Below are 14445 nucleotides of genomic sequence, written 5' to 3' on the forward strand. Positions count from 1 at the left end.
GTGATGCTGCTCTTCCTCGACGTGGACGGGCCGCTCATCCCGTTCGGGGCGTCGGACGGGGCCTATCCGGTGTTCGACCGCGGCCTCGCCGGGCCGCCGGACGCGGGCGGCCATCCCCTGCTGAACCGGGTCGACCCGGCGCTCGGCGCGCGGCTCCGCGGGCTCGGCTGCGAACTGGTGTGGGCGACGACCTGGATGGACGACGCCAACGCGTGCCTGGCGCCGTGGCTCGGGCTGCCCGCGCTGCCCGTCGTGCGGTGGCCGGACGAGGACGAGCCGCCCGGCCTGCTGCACTGGAAGACCCGCCCGCTGGTCGCCTGGGCGGCGGGCCGCCCCTTCGTCTGGATCGACGACGAGCTGACCGAGGCCGACCGTTCCTGGGTCGCCGTCCACCACCGCGCGCCCGCCCTCCTGCACCGGGTCGACCACCGGTACGGCCTGACCGGGGCGGACTTCGGCGCCGTGGCGGACTGGCTGCGGCTGCCGGCCCCGGTGCTCAGCCGGCCGCGGCGTCGGTGACGATCGCCCGGAGCCGGGCCCGGCACTCGGCGACGAAGGCGGGCCAGGTGTGCCAGTAGTAGGAGACCCCGCTGACCCCGACCGCGATCGCCCAGGCGCGGGCGCGCGCCCAGGTCGCGTCGTCGAGGTCCAGGGCGTCCCGGTAGGCCTGGCGCGCCTGGGGCGGCAGGTCCCACACGGGGGCGTGCTCGGCGTCGGGGAAGCCGACGGAGAGCGCTCCGAAGTCGATGACGGCGTGCAGCGCGCCGTCCCGGACCAGCACGTTGGTCGGCTTGAGGTCGCCGTGCAGCCACACATGGGGTCCGCAGGGGTCGGGCAGGGCGAGCGCCGCCCGCCACAGCCGCTCCAGGAGGTCGACGTCCATCTCCTGGCCCACGGTGGCCCGGCAGTCCTCGAAGGCCGCGCCGACCCACTCGTCGCAGGGCCCGAGGAGGCCGCCGCGGTACCAGCTCAGGTCCCCGGCGCGCGTCGCCCCCATGAGGTCGACGCCGTGCAGCTCCCGCACCAGCGCCGCCAGGTCGGCGCCGTAGGCCGCCCAGTCCCGGACGGTGTCCGGGCCGGCCTCGTCGCCGTCGATCCAGCGGTGCACGGACCAGACGGCGGGGAAGGCGCCGGTGGGCGTCCCGGCGTGCACGGGCTCGGGAATCGGGCGGGACAGCAGCGGCGCCAGGCGGGGGAGCCACTGCTGTTCCTTGCGCACGGACCGCCCGTCGGCGGTCCGCGGCAGCCGTACCAGCAGGTCGTCGCCCAGCCGGTGCATGGTGTTGTCCGAGCCGGAGCCCGCGGGCGACAACGGCAGGCCGGCCCACTGCGGGCACTGGGCCCGCAGCAGCGACCGGATGAGCGTCTCGTCGACCGGGATCTCGTCCTCGTGCAGCGTCACCGCGGCAGTCTCACGTCCGGAGCCGCCGGGACGCCAGCGAGTTTCCGTGCGGCTCGGGCCCCGGAGGGGGCCGGCACTGGGACGAGCGGGTGAACTCCGCGCGTGGCGTGGCGCACTCTTGCAAGCAGATGCTTGCAATTGTTAGCGGAAGTGCGGCATGGTGGAGTCATGGCATCGCTCAACGTCGGCAATCTCGGTGAGTACCTGCGCGAGCAGCGGCGAAACGCCCAGCTCTCGCTGCGGCAGCTCGCCGATGCCGCCGGGGTGTCCAATCCGTACCTGAGCCAGATCGAGCGCGGGCTGCGCAAGCCCAGCGCGGAGGTGCTGCAGCAGGTCGCCAAGGCGCTGCGCATCTCCGCCGAGACGCTGTACGTCCGCGCCGGCATCCTCGACGCCGAACGGGACCGGGACGAGGTCGAGACGCGCGCCGTCATCCTCGCCGATCCCTCGCTCAACGAGCGGCAGAAGCAGGTGCTGCTCCAGATCTACGAGTCCTTCCGCAAGGAGAACGGATTCGGGGTCGGCGAGCCGGCGGCGCGGGAAGGGCACGCGGCGGAGCGGACCGAAGGCGCCGAAGTCCCGGGCGACACCGCCGAACGCGGCATCCGCACGGCCGGCGGCAGTGATGCCGGTCCGCGGCGGACGGCCGGATAGCCGGACCAGGGCCCGGCCGCCCAGACCGCGGACACACCAACCTCAGCCGAACGCGAATCCGGGAGGACCATCACCATGGCCATCACCGACGACCTGCGCAAGACCCTCAGCGACCCGAAGCCCCTCTACTTCGCCGCCGGCACCGCCGACCTCGCGCTCCAGCAGGCCAAGAAGGTGCCCGCCCTGGTCGAGCAGCTGCGCGCCGAGGCGCCGGCCCGCATCGACGCGGTGCGCAACACCGACCCGAAGGCCGTGCAGGAGCGGGCCGCCAGCCGGGCCAAGGAGGCCCAGACGACCCTGCAGGCCAAGGTCAACGAGTTCATCGGCACCCTGGACGTCGACCTGAAGAAGCTGGGCGAGAACGCCCAGGACCTCGCCCTGCGCGGGGTCGGCGTCGCCGCCGAGTACGCCGTCAAGGCGCGCGAGGCCTACGAGAAGGTCGCCGAGCACGGTGAGCAGACCGTGCGCAACTGGCGCGGCGAGGCCGCCGAGGAGATCGAGGACCTGGCCATCGCCGTCGAGGGCAAGCCCGAGCCGGGCGAGGTCCGGACGCAGCCGAAGCCGGCCGTGGTCAGGACCGAGCCCGCCGCCGTGAAGAAGCCCGTGGTCAAGGAGTCCGCCGTCAAGGAGCCCGCGGCCAAGGACTCCGCATCGAAGAAGGGCCCGGCGCCGCGCAAGGTCACCCCCACCACCACCGCGAAGAAGACGACGCCGCCGGCCAAGTGAGCAGGTCAGGCAGAACGGCCGGCAGGACCTGAACGGGCCGGGCACCCTTGGGGTGCCCGGCCCGTTCTACGGGTACGGTGACCGCGTACGGATCAGGAGAAACGGGCGGTGGACAGCATGCTGATGTTGGGCTTCGCGGGGTTCATGGGGATCTTGAAGATCGTCATGATGGCCATCGCCGCGTTCGGGCTGTTCGACGCCGCCTTCCGGCGCGAGGACGCCTTCCGCGCGGCCGACAAGCAGAACAAGGTCTTCTGGCTGATCATCCTCGGCATCGCGCTCGTGGTCAGCTACCTGTTCTCGCTCCTGTCGATCCTGCCGATCGCCGGCGTGATCGCGAGCATCGTCTACATCGTCGACGTGCGTCCCGCGCTCAAGCAGGTCTCCGGCGGCAGCGGCTGGGGCCGCCGCCGCGGCGGAAGCAGCAGCGACGGCCCCTACGGCCCGTACAACGGCGGCCGCTGACGGCGGGCCGCCGCGCGGTCAGGCCGTGCGGTCCAGCAGGACCACCGCCACGTCGTCGGTCAGCTCGCCGCCGTTGAGGTCGCGGACCTCGCTCACGGCGGCCCGCAGCAGGTCCTCGCCGCGCAGCCCCTCGGCCAGCTGGCGGCGGATCATGTCCACCATGCCGTCCTGGCCGAGCCGCTCGCCGTCCGTGCCGACGCGGCCCTCGATCAGGCCGTCGGTGTAGAGCATCAGGCTCCACTCGGCGCCCAGCTCCACCTGCATCCGGGGCCAGCGGGCGCCGGGCAGCAGGCCGAGGGCGGGGCCGTTGTTCTCGTACGGCAGCAGCTTCGGGGCCCGGCCGGGGCGGGCGATCAGCGGCGACGGGTGACCGGCCAGGCACAGGCCCGCCCGGCGGCCGTCGGGCGCGATGTCCACCGTGCACAGCGTCGCGAAGATCTCCTCGTCCGCGCGCTCGTGCTCCAGCACCTCCTGGAGGGTGCCCAGCAGCTCGTCCCCGCACAGCCCGGCGAGCGTCAGCGCGCGCCAGGCGATGCGCAGCTCCACGCCGAGCGCGGCCTCGTCCGGGCCGTGGCCGCAGACGTCGCCGATCATGGCGTGCACGGTGCCGTCGGGGGTGCGTACGGCGTCGTAGAAGTCGCCGCCGAGCAGGGCCCGGGAGCGCCCCGGCCGGTAGCGGGCGGCGAAGCGCAGCGAGGAGCCCTCCAGCAGGGGCGTGGGCAGCAGGCCCCGCTCCAGCCGGCGGTTCTCCTGGGCGCGCAGCTTGCCCTCGGCGAGCCGCCGCTCGGCGGTGTCGGAGCGCTTGCGCTCCACCGCGTAGCGGATGGCACGGCTGAGCAGCCGGCCGTCCAGCTCGTCCCGGAACAGGTAGTCCTGGGCGCCGACGCGCACGGCCTCGGCGCCGCGCTCGGCGTCGCCGGAGGCGGTCAGCGCGAGCACGGCGTGCCGGGGCGCGAGCTGGAGCACGTGCCGGAGCACGGCCAGCTCGTCGGCGTCCTCGTCGTGCGCCCGGCCGGGCGCCGGGAGGGCGAGGTCCAGCAGGATGCAGTGGACGTCGTCGGTGAGGAGCCGCTCGGCCTCGGTGAGGTTGCGGGCGCGGCGGACACGGACCGGCTTGCCGGAGGAGTCCAGCATGTCGGGCACGATCGGCAGGCCTGCCGGATCGTCCTCGATCAGCAGCAGGGTGAGAGTGGCGCTGTTGGCGCCGGCCGTGGCGTTGCGGTGAGCCTCTTCCTTGAGGGGGCCGCCTTGGGCGACGGCCTGCGCCTGACCACTCTCCACGGCCGGGATCGCTCTCTGCCGCGGTACGGGTACGGGCATCGTCCTGTTTTCCTTCCCTCCCCCCGAGGGCAGGCGGGGCGAGGGACCTCGACCCACCGACGGGTGACCCTAGCGGTACTGCCCGCCTCGACGGAATGGTGTGAGCCGCGTCGCTCGCGCGCAAGCCCCTGTCATATGCCGCGATTCGTACCGCAGTTGGACAGCCCGCCCGGGCGGCGGGGATGACGAAGCTCACTGATCGCCCCGTCCGTAAGGCGGTTGGCCGTGCGGTGGGTCACACGGACGGGGTGCGACGGGGCCCGCGGGGGCCGCCGGGGGGGGGGCGTCGCCCGGCGTGCGGACCGTCACATGACCTGGGTCACGCGTCCGGCCGTACGACGCCCAGGATCGGCATCGTGCCCGCGCCCGCCACCGTCACCGTCCGCCCCGGCCGCGGAGCGTGGATGATCTTGCCGTCGCCGGCGTACATCGCGACGTGGCTGGCGTCGCCGAAGTAGATGATGAGGTCGCCGGGGCGCATGTCCTCGACGGCGACGTGCGGGAGCTGCTTCCACTGCTCCTGCGAGGTGCGCGGGATGGGCCGGCCGGCGTCGGCCCAGGCCTGGGAGGTCAGGCCCGAGCAGTCGAAGGAGTCGGGGCCCTCGGCGCCCCACACGTACGGCTTGCCGAGCTGGGCGGTGGCGAACTCCACCGCCGCGCGGCCCTGCTTGGAAGCCTTGGCGCCGATGTCGTCGAGGACGCCGCTGTCCAGCCACTTCGTCTGGGCCTTGGCGGCGGCCTGCGCCTCCAGTTGGGCGAGCCGCTCCTTCTCCTTCTCCTCGAGCCGGTTCTCGAGCTGCTCGGCCGCCGAGATCTGCCGCTTGATCCGCTTCTTGGCGGCGGCCTTGGCCTTGCGGTTGAGTTCGAGCTTCTTCCACTGGGCGGCGGCGTCGTCGGCGTAGTCCCGCAAGTCCGCCTGGGTGCGGGTCATTTCGCCGATCAGCTTGTGGGTGGCCCGCTGGCCGTTCAGCACCGTCCCGGCGCCGTCGACGAAGCGCTGCGGGTCGTCGCTGAGCAGGAACTGGGCCGTGGGCGGCAGTCCGCCGTTGCGGTACTGGGCCCGGGCCGACGCACCGGCCTGGTTCCTGAGCCGCTCCAGCTTCTCCTGGCCCTCGGTAATCTTCTTGGTGAGCGCGGCGATCCGGGCCGACTGCTTCTTCGTCTTCTCCTCGGCCGCGTTGTAGGCGTCGGTGGCCACGGCCGCGTCGTGGTAGAGCCGGTCGAGTCTCGCGCGGACCTGCTCCAGGTCCCTGTTCGGCGGGGGAGCCGGGCTCGGGGACGCGCCCGGTGTCGCGCTCCCGCTCGGTGTGGGAGTCGGAGCGGCGAACGCCGTGCCGGGCGCCATCAGCACGGTCACCGCGCAGACCACGGTCACGGCGGCCATGAGCAGGCCGCGCTTGCCCGTCCCCATACAGTCCCCCAAGCTGGTTAACCGTCAGTAACTTGTGGTCGTCCGAGGATCGTGCCATGGCGGCGCGCAAAACGACAGAGGTCATGGGAAGTCGGGTTTCCGCCCGCCGCGGCGCCCTCGGGCACGCCCCGGTCACCCATCGCCCCGTCCCCGCTTCCCCTGGCCGGCGCCCGTCACGAGGATCTTCTCGACGATGTGACGAACGACGCACCGAGATCGTTCCCGGCGGCGAGTCGGCGCGGGTTCGCGCCGGTTGGCGCGGTTTCAGTGGGCGCGCGGCGCCAACGCGTCCCAGGCGACCGTCACTTCACCCTGCCGCCAGCGCGCGGCGGTGTCCGTCACGGGCCAGTCGGCGGTGAGGTCCCGCACCGCGCGGATCCAGCGCTGGCGGGCGCCGTACGAGGCGTAGGGGGCGGCGGCGGCCCAGGCGCGGTCGAAGTCGCGCAGGAAGGAGTGCACCGGCTCGCCGGGGACGTTCCGGTGGATCAGCGCCTTCGGCAGCCGCTCGGCGAGGTCGGACGGCCGCTGGAGCGAGCCGAGCCGGGTCGCGAAGGTCACCGTCCGCGGGCCCTCCGGACCCAGCGCCACCCATACGTGCCGCCGGCCGATCTCGTCGCAGGTCCCCTCCACCAGCAGCCCACCGGGCGAGCCGGCGTCCGCCGGCGCGAGCCGCGCGCACAGCCGCTGCCACACGGCGGCGACCTGGTCCTCGTCGTACTGCCGCAGCACGTTCGCGGCCCGCACCAGCACCGGGCGCCCGGGCACGGGGATCTCGAAGCCGCCGTGCCGGAAGGCGAGTCCGTCCCGCTCGTACGGCCGGGCGGCCGCGACCCGCGCCGGTTCGATCTCGACGCCCACCACGCGGGCGCGGGGCGCGACGGTGCGCAGCCGGCCGAGCAGTTCGACGGCGGTCCAGGGCGCGGCCCCGTACCCGAGATCGATCGCCACCGGGTCGGCCGCGCGGCGCAGGGCGGCGCCGTGCGTGGCGGCGATCCAGCGGTCCATGCGGCGCAGCCGGTTGGGGTTGGTGGTGCCGCGCGTCACGTTCCCCACCACGGCGCCCGCCCCGCTCGGGCGGCGCCGGGCGTGGGGGAGGGGCGTGGCGCGGGCGGTCATGACTACGAGGGTAAGCGGGGCCCCGCGGCGGCCGGCTCCGCTCGGTCTCCGTCCGGGTTCCCGCCGCGGCCCACGCACGCTCCAGTCGAACGGTTGAGCGAGACCAGGTCATGATTCGGTAAAGGCGCGTGATCGGGAAATGGCAGGGCACCCGTCGGCTGTTGCACTCCCAGGAGGGCGCGGTAGGTCCTCCGGCAGGCATGCCCGCACCGAGGAGGAACGCCACGTGAGCCAGTACGCCGGCAGGCTCGGGCGTCGCTCCCCGGCGGCGTCCCCGCGGCTCAGGCTGCACCGCAGGCCGCGCCGCGTCGCCATGCTCTCCGTGCACACCTCGCCGCTGCACCAGCCGGGAACCGGTGACGCCGGCGGCATGAACGTCTACATCGTGGAGCTGGCCCAGCGGCTGGCCGCGATCAACATCGAGGTGGAGATCTTCACCCGGGCCACCGAGGGCGGCCTGCCGCCCCGCGTCGACCTCGCCCCGGGCGTCCTCGTCCGGCACGTCGACGCCGGTCCCTACGAGGGCCTGGCCAAGGAGGACCTGCCCGCCCAGCTCTGCGCCTTCACGCACGGCGTGATGCAGGCGTGGGCCGGCCACCGCCCGGGCCACTACGACCTCGTTCACTCCCACTACTGGCTCTCCGGCCACGTCGGCTGGCTCGCCGCCCAGCGCTGGGGCGTGCCGCTGGTGCACGCCATGCACACCATGGCCAAGGTCAAGAACGCCAACCTGGCCGACGGCGACACCCCCGAGCCCGCCGCCCGCGTCATCGGCGAGACCCAGATCGTCGCCGCCGCCGACCGCCTCATCGCCAACACCGAGGAGGAGGCCGGCGAACTCGCCCGGCACTACGCGGCGGACCCCGGCAAGGTCGCCGTCGTCCACCCCGGCGTGAACCTCGACCGGTTCCGCCCCGCCGACGGCCGCGCCGCCGCCCGTGCCCGCCTCGGTCTCCCGCAGGACGCCCTGATCCCCCTCTTCGCGGGCCGCATACAGCCCCTGAAGGCGCCGGACGTGCTGCTGCGGGCGGTCGCCGCCCTGCTGGACGAGCGGCCCGAGCTGCGCTCCCGGATCGTCGTACCGGTCGTCGGCGGGCCCAGCGGCAGCGGTCTCGCCCGGCCCGAGGGCCTGCAGAAGCTCGCCGCGCGCCTCGGCATCGCCGACGTCGTGCAGTTCCGCCCGCCGGTCGGGCAGGAGCAGCTCGCGGACTGGTTCCGGGCGGCCTCCGTCCTGGTCATGCCGTCCTACAGCGAGTCCTTCGGGCTGGTCGCCATAGAGGCGCAGGCGGCCGGGACCCCGGTGCTCGCCGCCTCGGTCGGCGGGCTGCCGGTGGCCGTGCGCGACGGCGCCACCGGCTTCCTCGTGCAGGGCCACCGCCCGGCCGAGTACGCGCGCGTGCTGGCCCGCTTCGCCGATCACCCCGCGCTGACGGACAGCATGGGCGCGGCCGCCGCCCGGCACGCGCTGGGCTTCGGCTGGGACACAGCGGCGGCCGCGACCGCCGACGTCTACACGGCCGCGACCCAGTCCCACCGCCGTCGCGTACGCTCCCAGCATGGGTGATGTCGAGAAGGCCACGCAGGTCATCGAGGACGTCCTGAAGGACGCCGAGCTGGAATGGGAGAGCCCCGAGACCGGGACGTACGTCGTCAAGCTCCCCGGCACCCGCAAGCTCTCCACCACGGTCAGCCTCATCGTCGGCCGCCACACCCTCTCCCTCAACGCGTTCGTCATCCGGCACCCGGACGAGAACGAGGCGGGCGTCCACCGCTGGCTGCTGGAGCGCAACCTCAAGCTGTTCGGCGTGAGTTACGCCGTCGACCGGCTCGGCGACATCTACGTCACCGCCCGGCTGCCGCTGGCCGCCGTCACGCCCGAGGAGACCGACCGCCTCCTCGGCCAGGTCCTGGAGGCCGCCGACGGCGCCTTCAACACCCTGCTGGAGATGGGCTTCGCCTCGGCGATCCGCAAGGAGTACGCCTGGCGGGTGTCGCGCGGCGAGTCGACCCGGAACCTGGACGCCTTCAGCCACCTCCTAGAGCGTCCGGCCGACTGACGGACGGGACCCGGCCCCGGGGTCCCAAGCGGCCCTTCTCCGCGTGCTGTTAGCCTGCGGCGACCCGGATTCTCACCGGGTCCTTACCGCTCTCTCACCAGCAAGAGGTTGTGCATGCGCGCAGGAAGATCGGGCTCCGCGGTCGCGCTCGCGGGAGCGCTCGCCCTCGGGGCGTACGCCGCGCCGTCCGCGGCGGCGGCGGACACCGGCGTCACGGTGTCGAACCTGGTCGTGAACAAGGGCAAACCCGTCGTCGTGGGCACCACCGCCGAGGTGCGGCCCGGCTTCACCTTCCACATGTCCCTGCCGTCCGGCGTCACCGCCGACGACGTCACCCCGTTCCCGTACCTGTACCACGACACCACGGCCGCCAAGGGCGCCGAGTCCGGCGGCATCTACACGGGCTTCACCAGCTGCAGCCCGGCCGGTCCGCGCGCCGCCGACTGCGAGGGCGAGCTGTACATCGACCCGCGCTCGCGGCTCGACTCCAACAACGACGCGACCACCTGGAAGACGGCCGTCTGGGTGCGCCTGTGGGACTCGAACGAGAACTTCAAGGGCGAGGAGTACCTGACCGGATTCAGCTCCGTCCAGGTCAAGCGCGCGGGCAAGGCCACCGTCAACGCCTCGCCCGAGCCCGTCGCCAAGGGCGGGAAGATCACCGTGACCGGCCGGCTCACCCGCGCCGACTGGGTGAAGCACACCTACACGGGCTTCGGCGGCAAGTCGGCCAAGCTGCAGTTCCGCAAGGCGGGCACCAGCACCTACTCCACCGTCAAGATCGTGCAGGCCGACTCCGCGGGCTACCTCAAGACCACGGTCACCGCTGCCGCGGACGGCTACTGGCGCTGGACGTACGGCGAGACGTCCACGACCGGCGGCGCCACGGCCGCCGGCGACTACGTCGACGTCAGGTGACCCGGCGCTCCCTCACCGGGCACTGAGCCGGTAGCGCCCCGGCGGCACGCCCACCAGTCGTTTGAAGTGCCGGGTGAGATGGGCCTGGTCGCAGAACCCGGTGGCCGCGGCCACCTCGCCCGGCGGCAGCCCGTCCAGCAGCAGCCGCCGGGCCCGGCCGACCCGGCGGGACGTCAGGTACTGGTGCGGGGGGATGCCATAGGCGCCGCTGAACGCCCGCACCAGGTGGGCCGGATGGGCGTGCAGCAGCCGTGCCGCGTCGGCGAGCACCAGCCCCTCGGTGACGTGCTCGTCGAGCAGCTCGCGCAGCGACCGGGCGAGAGCGGGGCCGCGGCCGGGGCGGCGGGCGCCGGCGTCCCGGCGCCGCAGATGCTCCCGCAGCCGCTCCCCGACCAGCGCCAGCCGGCTCTCCGCCTCCAGCTCGTCGCCGGGCCGGCCCAGCACGGAGTGCAACTGCCCGACCCGCTGCCGCAGTACCGGGTCCCGCAGGTCGGGGCCGTCCACGGCCGGGCCGATCAGCTCGTCGCCCAGGTGGCTGCCGTCCAGGTACAGCACCCGCTTACGGAAGCCGCGCGGGGTGGCGGGGGAGCCGTTGTGCGGCACGTGCGGCGGCAGCAGCGAGACGGTGTCGTGCGGGGTGCCGTGCTCGTGCCGGTCGAGGTCGTACCGTACGGCGCCGTCGTCGACGATCAGCAGCGTCCAGGCGTCGTGGACGTGCATCGGGTACGCGTACTCGGTGAAGTGGGCGTGGAAGACCTCCACGACACCCGGGACGCGCGGGCGCCAGGCGGAGACGGCGGACTGGTCGGCGGCCACGCAAAAAACGTACAAGACCGCGGCGCGCCCCGGTCGGCAGTCTCACTCCATGAACACCGAACCGCAGGCCGACCCGGCCGCCGCCCCCGTCCGCTTCGACACCAAGATCGCCGTACTGCTCCGCGAGGACCTGGCGCCCTGGCAGCGACTGAACGTGACGGCGTTCCTGGTCAGCGGTCTGGGCAGCCAGGTCCCCGAGGTGATCGGGGAGCCGTACGAGGACGCCGACGGCGTCTCCTACCTGCCGATGTTCCGCCAGCCCGTGCTGGTCTTCGAGGGCGCCGAGGAGACCCTCACGGCGGCCCACGCCCGGGCCCTGTCCCGCGCCCTGCCCCGGTCGGTGTTCACCTCCGACCTGTTCGCCACCGGCAACGACCGCGACCACCGCGCCGCGGTGCGGGCGGTGGGGACGGCCGGCCTGGATCTCGTCGGGCTCGCCGTGTACGGCCCGCGCAACGGCGTGGACAAGGTGCTGAAGGGCGCCCGGATGCATCGGTGACCGAATCTGCACAGCGCACACGCAAGCCCGCGCCCGCGAACGCGCTTGATGCGCAGTTGTCCGGATCGGGCCGGGCCTGGCAAGGGCTACGGCCCCGCCGCGCCGGACCGCTTGTGGAGAAGCTGCCCGCAACCGATGACCGGGTGTGCACGGATGAGGAGCCGGCGCTCCCAACTGCCCGGTGCCGCACGGCGGTCGACTGGATGCCGGACACGCTCCGTGATTTGATCCATCGCGCCGCCGGGTTCAAGCCAGGGCGTCCGGAAACGGATGCCCTACGCCCGCGCGGTCGCGGCCGAGCCGTCCGTCCCCGGCGGCTCCGCCCTCCCCTTGTGGAACCTCCGACGAAGGGCAGTTTCGACATGACCTCCGCTCCCCAGGTCCAGACCGCCGAGATCTCCGACGCCGAACTGGACGGCGTCTCCGGCGGCCTCAACCCGCAGGCCGGCATCGTCGCCGGGCCCGCCGTGCTCAACAGCTCGGACCTGCTGGCCCAGCTCGACACCGTCACGGACACGGTCCAGGGCGCCGTCGGCCAGCTCCAGGGCGCCGCCGCCCAGTTCGACCGGGTCGGCGTCTACGCCTCCTTCTGACTGCCCTCGCGCCGCCCCACCGGCGCCGACGGCGACGAGCCCCCCGCACGCGGAGTCACCGCGCGCGGGGGGCTCGCCCCTTTTCGTCCCGACCTCCGTCTCGCCGGTGCTCAGGCCGCGCTCAGCTCGGCCTCCGCATCGGCCGGGGCGGTCTCCGCCGGCCGCCGCTCGGCCGGGGTCCGCCGCATCAGCACCCCGTACCCGACGCCGGCCACGGTCCCCACGCCGGCGCACATGGCCCACAGCCACTCGGCGCCGAACCGGTCGATGACCGCGCCGGACATGAGCGGCGCCACCAGCGCGGCCAGGGACCACGACAGCGTGTAGACCCCCTGATAGCGCCCGCGCCCGTGCACCGGCGACAGCCGTACCACGAGCCCGGTCTGGGTCGGGGCGTTGACGATCTCGGCGAGCGTCCAGACGCACACGGTGAGCGCGAAGACGCCGACCGACCCGGCGAAGGCGGTGAGCCCGAAGCCGTACCCGGCGAGCAGGGAGGAGGCGACGAGGAGCGTGCGCGGATCGCGGTGCTCGATGAAACGGGTGACCGGGATCTGCAGGGCGACGATCAGGACGCCGTTGACGGCGACAGCGAAGCCGTAGTCGGCGGCCGTGAACCCGGCCCGGCCCATGGCCACCGGCAGTCCGACGGACCCCTGCTGGAAGACGAGGGCGACGAGGAAGGACAGCCCGACGACGGCCATGTACCGCCCGTCGCGCAGCACCGTGCCGAGGCCCACGTCACCGTCCGCCCGCTTGGCCGTGGCCACGGGCCGCGACTCGGGCAGCTTGAGGAAGACGACCACCGCGCACGCGAGGGTCATCCCCGCCTCGATGAGGAACCCGGCCAGATAGCTGAACTCGGCGATGAACCCGGCCGCCATGGAGGAGACGGCGAAGCCGAGGTTGATCGCCCAGTAGTTCAGCGAGAACGCCCGCACCCGGTCCTCCGGCCGGACGATGTCGGCCATCATCGCCTGCACGGCGGGCCGCGAGGCGTTGGAGGCCATGCCGACGAGGAAGGCGACGCCGGCGATGGTGACCGGGTCCTGCATGAACCCGAGCACCGCGACGGACACGGCGGTGGCGGTCTGGGCGATCAGAAGGGTGGGCCGCCTCCCGAGCCGGTCGGCCATCACCCCGCCGCCGAGCGAGGAGACGACGCCGCCGAGCCCGTGCAGCGAGGCGACGAGACCGGCGTACGAGGCCGAGTAGCCCCGGTCGAGCGTGAGGTACAGCGCCATGAACGTGGCGACGAACGCGCCGAGCCGGTTGACGAGGGTGCTCGTCCACAGCCACCAGAACTCGCGGGGCAGTCCGGAGACGGTCTCCCGGGCGGCACGTCTGAGACGGGCGACGGACGCGACGGACGCGACGGACATGGACGGGACCCCCCACGGGTACGGAGATGTAAGCGGCTCACAAGGCATCCGCAACTTACATCCGCAGGGCGTCCGACGGCCACTCGATTAACGGGCAGCCGCAGGCGAGCCGCACGTGAGCTCCACGAAGGCCGCACGGAGACCGCACGGAGGCCGGGCCGGAGGCCCGAGGGGGGCGGCCCGGCCTCCGGACGGCCTGTCCGCCCACCGGGCGGGCCGGGCGACGGCCGGAACAGGTGGATTACGCTCTGAGGCATGGCCGACGCACCGTACAAGCTGATCCTCCTCCGCCACGGCGAGAGCGAGTGGAACGCGAAGAACCTGTTCACCGGCTGGGTGGACGTCAACCTGAACGAGAAGGGCGAGAAGGAGGCAGTCCGCGGTGGCGAGCTCCTGAAGGACGCCGACCTCCTGCCCGACGTGGTCCACACGTCGCTCCAGAAGCGCGCGATCCGCACGGCCCAGCTGGCCCTCGAGGCCGCGGACCGCCACTGGATCCCGGTCCACCGCAGCTGGCGCCTGAACGAGCGCCACTACGGCGCCCTGCAGGGCAAGGACAAGGCGGCGACGCTGGCCGAGTTCGGCGAGGAGCAGTTCATGCTCTGGCGCCGCTCCTACGACACCCCGCCGCCCCCGCTCCCGGACGACTCCGAGTTCTCCCAGGCGCACGACGCCCGCTACGCGACGATCCCGCCGGAGCTGCGTCCGCGCACGGAGTGCCTGAAGGACGTCGTGCACCGCATGCTCCCGTACTGGTACGACGGCATCGTCCCCGACCTCCTGACCGGCCGCACGGTCCTCGTCGCCGCCCACGGCAACTCCCTGCGCGCCCTGGTCAAGCACCTGGACGGCATCTCGGACGCCGACATCGCGGGCCTCAACATCCCGACGGGCATCCCCCTGTACTACGAACTCGACGCCGACTTCCGCCCGGTCACCCCCGGCGGCAAGTACCTCGACCCGGAGGCCGCGGCGGCGGCCATCGAGGCGGTCAAGAACCAGGGCAAGAAGAAGTAAGCCCGCACGATCAAGCCCCCTGCCTGCGGTTCCTCCGCGAGCAGGGGGCTTGTTGCTGCCTCTGGGCCG

16 protein-coding genes are annotated in these 14445 nt (G+C 73.4%); 10 read left to right on the forward strand and 6 right to left on the reverse strand.

Going from position 1 to position 14445, the window contains the following annotated elements; genetic code table 11:
• Positions 1–3: 3 nt before the first annotated feature.
• Positions 4–519 carry an HAD domain-containing protein gene (locus ACFYU0_RS20155; RefSeq protein ID WP_389302931.1) on the forward strand — a complete coding sequence of 172 codons (516 nt, stop codon included), beginning with the start codon at positions 4–6 and terminating at the stop codon, positions 517–519.
• Here ACFYU0_RS20155 and ACFYU0_RS20160 read toward each other — a convergent pair.
• A complete protein-coding gene (locus tag ACFYU0_RS20160) occupies positions 497–1402 on the reverse strand; it encodes an aminoglycoside phosphotransferase family protein (protein ID WP_389302934.1) in 906 nt (301 codons plus the stop codon). The genes ACFYU0_RS20155 and ACFYU0_RS20160 overlap by 23 nt on opposite strands.
• 168 nt (positions 1403–1570) lie before the next feature.
• Between ACFYU0_RS20160 and ACFYU0_RS20165 the strand changes: the two genes are divergently transcribed.
• From ACFYU0_RS20165 to ACFYU0_RS20175, 3 genes are all read left to right on the forward strand, one after another.
• Positions 1571–2056 carry a helix-turn-helix domain-containing protein gene (locus tag ACFYU0_RS20165; RefSeq protein ID WP_389302937.1) on the forward strand — a complete coding sequence of 162 codons (486 nt, stop codon included), beginning with the start codon at positions 1571–1573 and terminating at the stop codon, positions 2054–2056.
• 75 nt (positions 2057–2131) lie between these two features.
• Complete coding sequence (locus tag ACFYU0_RS20170) at positions 2132–2782, forward strand: hypothetical protein (protein ID WP_389302939.1); 651 nt, start codon at positions 2132–2134, stop codon at positions 2780–2782.
• A gap of 117 nt (positions 2783–2899) precedes the next feature.
• A complete protein-coding gene (locus tag ACFYU0_RS20175) occupies positions 2900–3247 on the forward strand; it encodes a DUF2516 family protein (protein WP_351666211.1) in 348 nt (115 codons plus the stop codon).
• Between the two features lie 18 nt (positions 3248–3265).
• On the opposite strand, the gene ACFYU0_RS20180 is transcribed toward ACFYU0_RS20175, so the two are convergent.
• The 3 genes from ACFYU0_RS20180 to ACFYU0_RS20190 form a co-directional block, all read right to left on the reverse strand.
• Positions 3266–4567 (reverse strand): PP2C family protein-serine/threonine phosphatase, encoded by a 1302-nt coding sequence (locus ACFYU0_RS20180; RefSeq protein WP_389302942.1) that lies wholly within the window; start codon positions 4565–4567, stop codon positions 3266–3268.
• A 319-nt stretch (positions 4568–4886) separates the two neighbouring features.
• A complete protein-coding gene (locus tag ACFYU0_RS20185; RefSeq protein ID WP_389302945.1) occupies positions 4887–5978 on the reverse strand; it encodes an NlpC/P60 family protein in 1092 nt (363 codons plus the stop codon).
• 264 nt (positions 5979–6242) lie between these two features.
• Positions 6243–7094, reverse strand: a complete 852-nt coding sequence (locus ACFYU0_RS20190) for a class I SAM-dependent methyltransferase (RefSeq protein WP_389302947.1) — start codon at positions 7092–7094, stop codon at positions 6243–6245.
• A gap of 226 nt (positions 7095–7320) precedes the next feature.
• On the opposite strand from ACFYU0_RS20190, the gene mshA reads away from it, so the two are divergent.
• The 3 genes from mshA (at position 7321) to ACFYU0_RS20205 (ending at position 10069) form a co-directional block, all read left to right on the forward strand.
• The gene (mshA, locus tag ACFYU0_RS20195; RefSeq protein ID WP_389302950.1) at positions 7321–8658 is read left to right on the forward strand and encodes a D-inositol-3-phosphate glycosyltransferase; all 1338 of its coding nucleotides are present in this window, start codon (positions 7321–7323) and stop codon (positions 8656–8658) included.
• Entirely contained in the window at positions 8651–9151 is a 501-nt protein-coding gene (locus ACFYU0_RS20200) for a YbjN domain-containing protein (protein ID WP_389302953.1), read from the forward strand. Before mshA ends, ACFYU0_RS20200 begins: the two co-directional genes overlap by 8 nt.
• Positions 9152–9265: 114 nt before the next feature.
• Positions 9266–10069, forward strand: a complete 804-nt coding sequence (locus tag ACFYU0_RS20205; protein ID WP_389302955.1) for a hypothetical protein — start codon at positions 9266–9268, stop codon at positions 10067–10069.
• Positions 10070–10081: 12 nt separating this feature from the next.
• Here ACFYU0_RS20205 and ACFYU0_RS20210 read toward each other — a convergent pair whose 3' ends face one another.
• The gene (locus tag ACFYU0_RS20210) at positions 10082–10885 is read right to left on the reverse strand and encodes an AraC family transcriptional regulator (RefSeq protein WP_389302958.1); all 804 of its coding nucleotides are present in this window, start codon (positions 10883–10885) and stop codon (positions 10082–10084) included.
• A 49-nt stretch (positions 10886–10934) separates the two neighbouring features.
• Here ACFYU0_RS20210 and ACFYU0_RS20215 point away from each other — a divergent pair, with 49 nt between their 5' ends.
• Both ACFYU0_RS20215 and ACFYU0_RS20220 read left to right on the forward strand, forming a co-directional pair.
• Entirely contained in the window at positions 10935–11384 is a 450-nt protein-coding gene (locus tag ACFYU0_RS20215; protein ID WP_389302960.1) for a DUF2000 family protein, read from the forward strand.
• A gap of 362 nt (positions 11385–11746) precedes the next feature.
• Positions 11747–11977 (forward strand): hypothetical protein, encoded by a 231-nt coding sequence (locus ACFYU0_RS20220; RefSeq protein WP_389302963.1) that lies wholly within the window; start codon positions 11747–11749, stop codon positions 11975–11977.
• A gap of 110 nt (positions 11978–12087) precedes the next feature.
• Here ACFYU0_RS20220 and ACFYU0_RS20225 read toward each other — a convergent pair whose 3' ends face one another.
• Entirely contained in the window at positions 12088–13359 is a 1272-nt protein-coding gene (locus tag ACFYU0_RS20225) for an MFS transporter (RefSeq protein WP_351666064.1), read from the reverse strand.
• Positions 13360–13614: 255 nt separating this feature from the next.
• Between ACFYU0_RS20225 and ACFYU0_RS20230 the strand changes: the two genes are divergently transcribed.
• The gene (locus ACFYU0_RS20230; RefSeq protein ID WP_351666063.1) at positions 13615–14376 is read left to right on the forward strand and encodes a phosphoglyceromutase; all 762 of its coding nucleotides are present in this window, start codon (positions 13615–13617) and stop codon (positions 14374–14376) included.
• The last annotated feature ends 69 nt before the right edge of the window (positions 14377–14445 follow it).

Source organism: Streptomyces sp. NPDC003720 (assembly GCF_042875075.1).
GTDB lineage: Bacteria > Actinomycetota > Actinomycetes > Streptomycetales > Streptomycetaceae > Streptomyces.

Excerpts from the sequence above, each read along its gene's own strand:
- ACFYU0_RS20220 (WP_389302963.1), top strand. The coding sequence starts at position 11,747 with ATGACCTCCGCTCCCCAGGTCCAGACCGCCGAGATCTCCGACGCCGAA.
- ACFYU0_RS20190 (WP_389302947.1), bottom strand. The coding sequence starts at position 7,094 with ATGACCGCCCGCGCCACGCCCCTCCCCCACGCCCGGCGCCGCCCGAGC.
- ACFYU0_RS20215 (WP_389302960.1), top strand. The coding sequence starts at position 10,935 with ATGAACACCGAACCGCAGGCCGACCCGGCCGCCGCCCCCGTCCGCTTC.
- ACFYU0_RS20225 (WP_351666064.1), bottom strand. The coding sequence starts at position 13,359 with ATGTCCGTCGCGTCCGTCGCGTCCGTCGCCCGTCTCAGACGTGCCGCC.
- ACFYU0_RS20205 (WP_389302955.1), top strand. The coding sequence starts at position 9,266 with ATGCGCGCAGGAAGATCGGGCTCCGCGGTCGCGCTCGCGGGAGCGCTC.
- ACFYU0_RS20155 (WP_389302931.1), top strand. The coding sequence starts at position 4 with ATGCTGCTCTTCCTCGACGTGGACGGGCCGCTCATCCCGTTCGGGGCG.
- ACFYU0_RS20185 (WP_389302945.1), bottom strand. The coding sequence starts at position 5,978 with ATGGGGACGGGCAAGCGCGGCCTGCTCATGGCCGCCGTGACCGTGGTC.
- ACFYU0_RS20180 (WP_389302942.1), bottom strand. The coding sequence starts at position 4,567 with ATGCCCGTACCCGTACCGCGGCAGAGAGCGATCCCGGCCGTGGAGAGT.
- ACFYU0_RS20230 (WP_351666063.1), top strand. The coding sequence starts at position 13,615 with ATGGCCGACGCACCGTACAAGCTGATCCTCCTCCGCCACGGCGAGAGC.
- ACFYU0_RS20165 (WP_389302937.1), top strand. The coding sequence starts at position 1,571 with ATGGCATCGCTCAACGTCGGCAATCTCGGTGAGTACCTGCGCGAGCAG.
- ACFYU0_RS20170 (WP_389302939.1), top strand. The coding sequence starts at position 2,132 with ATGGCCATCACCGACGACCTGCGCAAGACCCTCAGCGACCCGAAGCCC.
- ACFYU0_RS20200 (WP_389302953.1), top strand. The coding sequence starts at position 8,651 with ATGGGTGATGTCGAGAAGGCCACGCAGGTCATCGAGGACGTCCTGAAG.
- ACFYU0_RS20175 (WP_351666211.1), top strand. The coding sequence starts at position 2,900 with ATGCTGATGTTGGGCTTCGCGGGGTTCATGGGGATCTTGAAGATCGTC.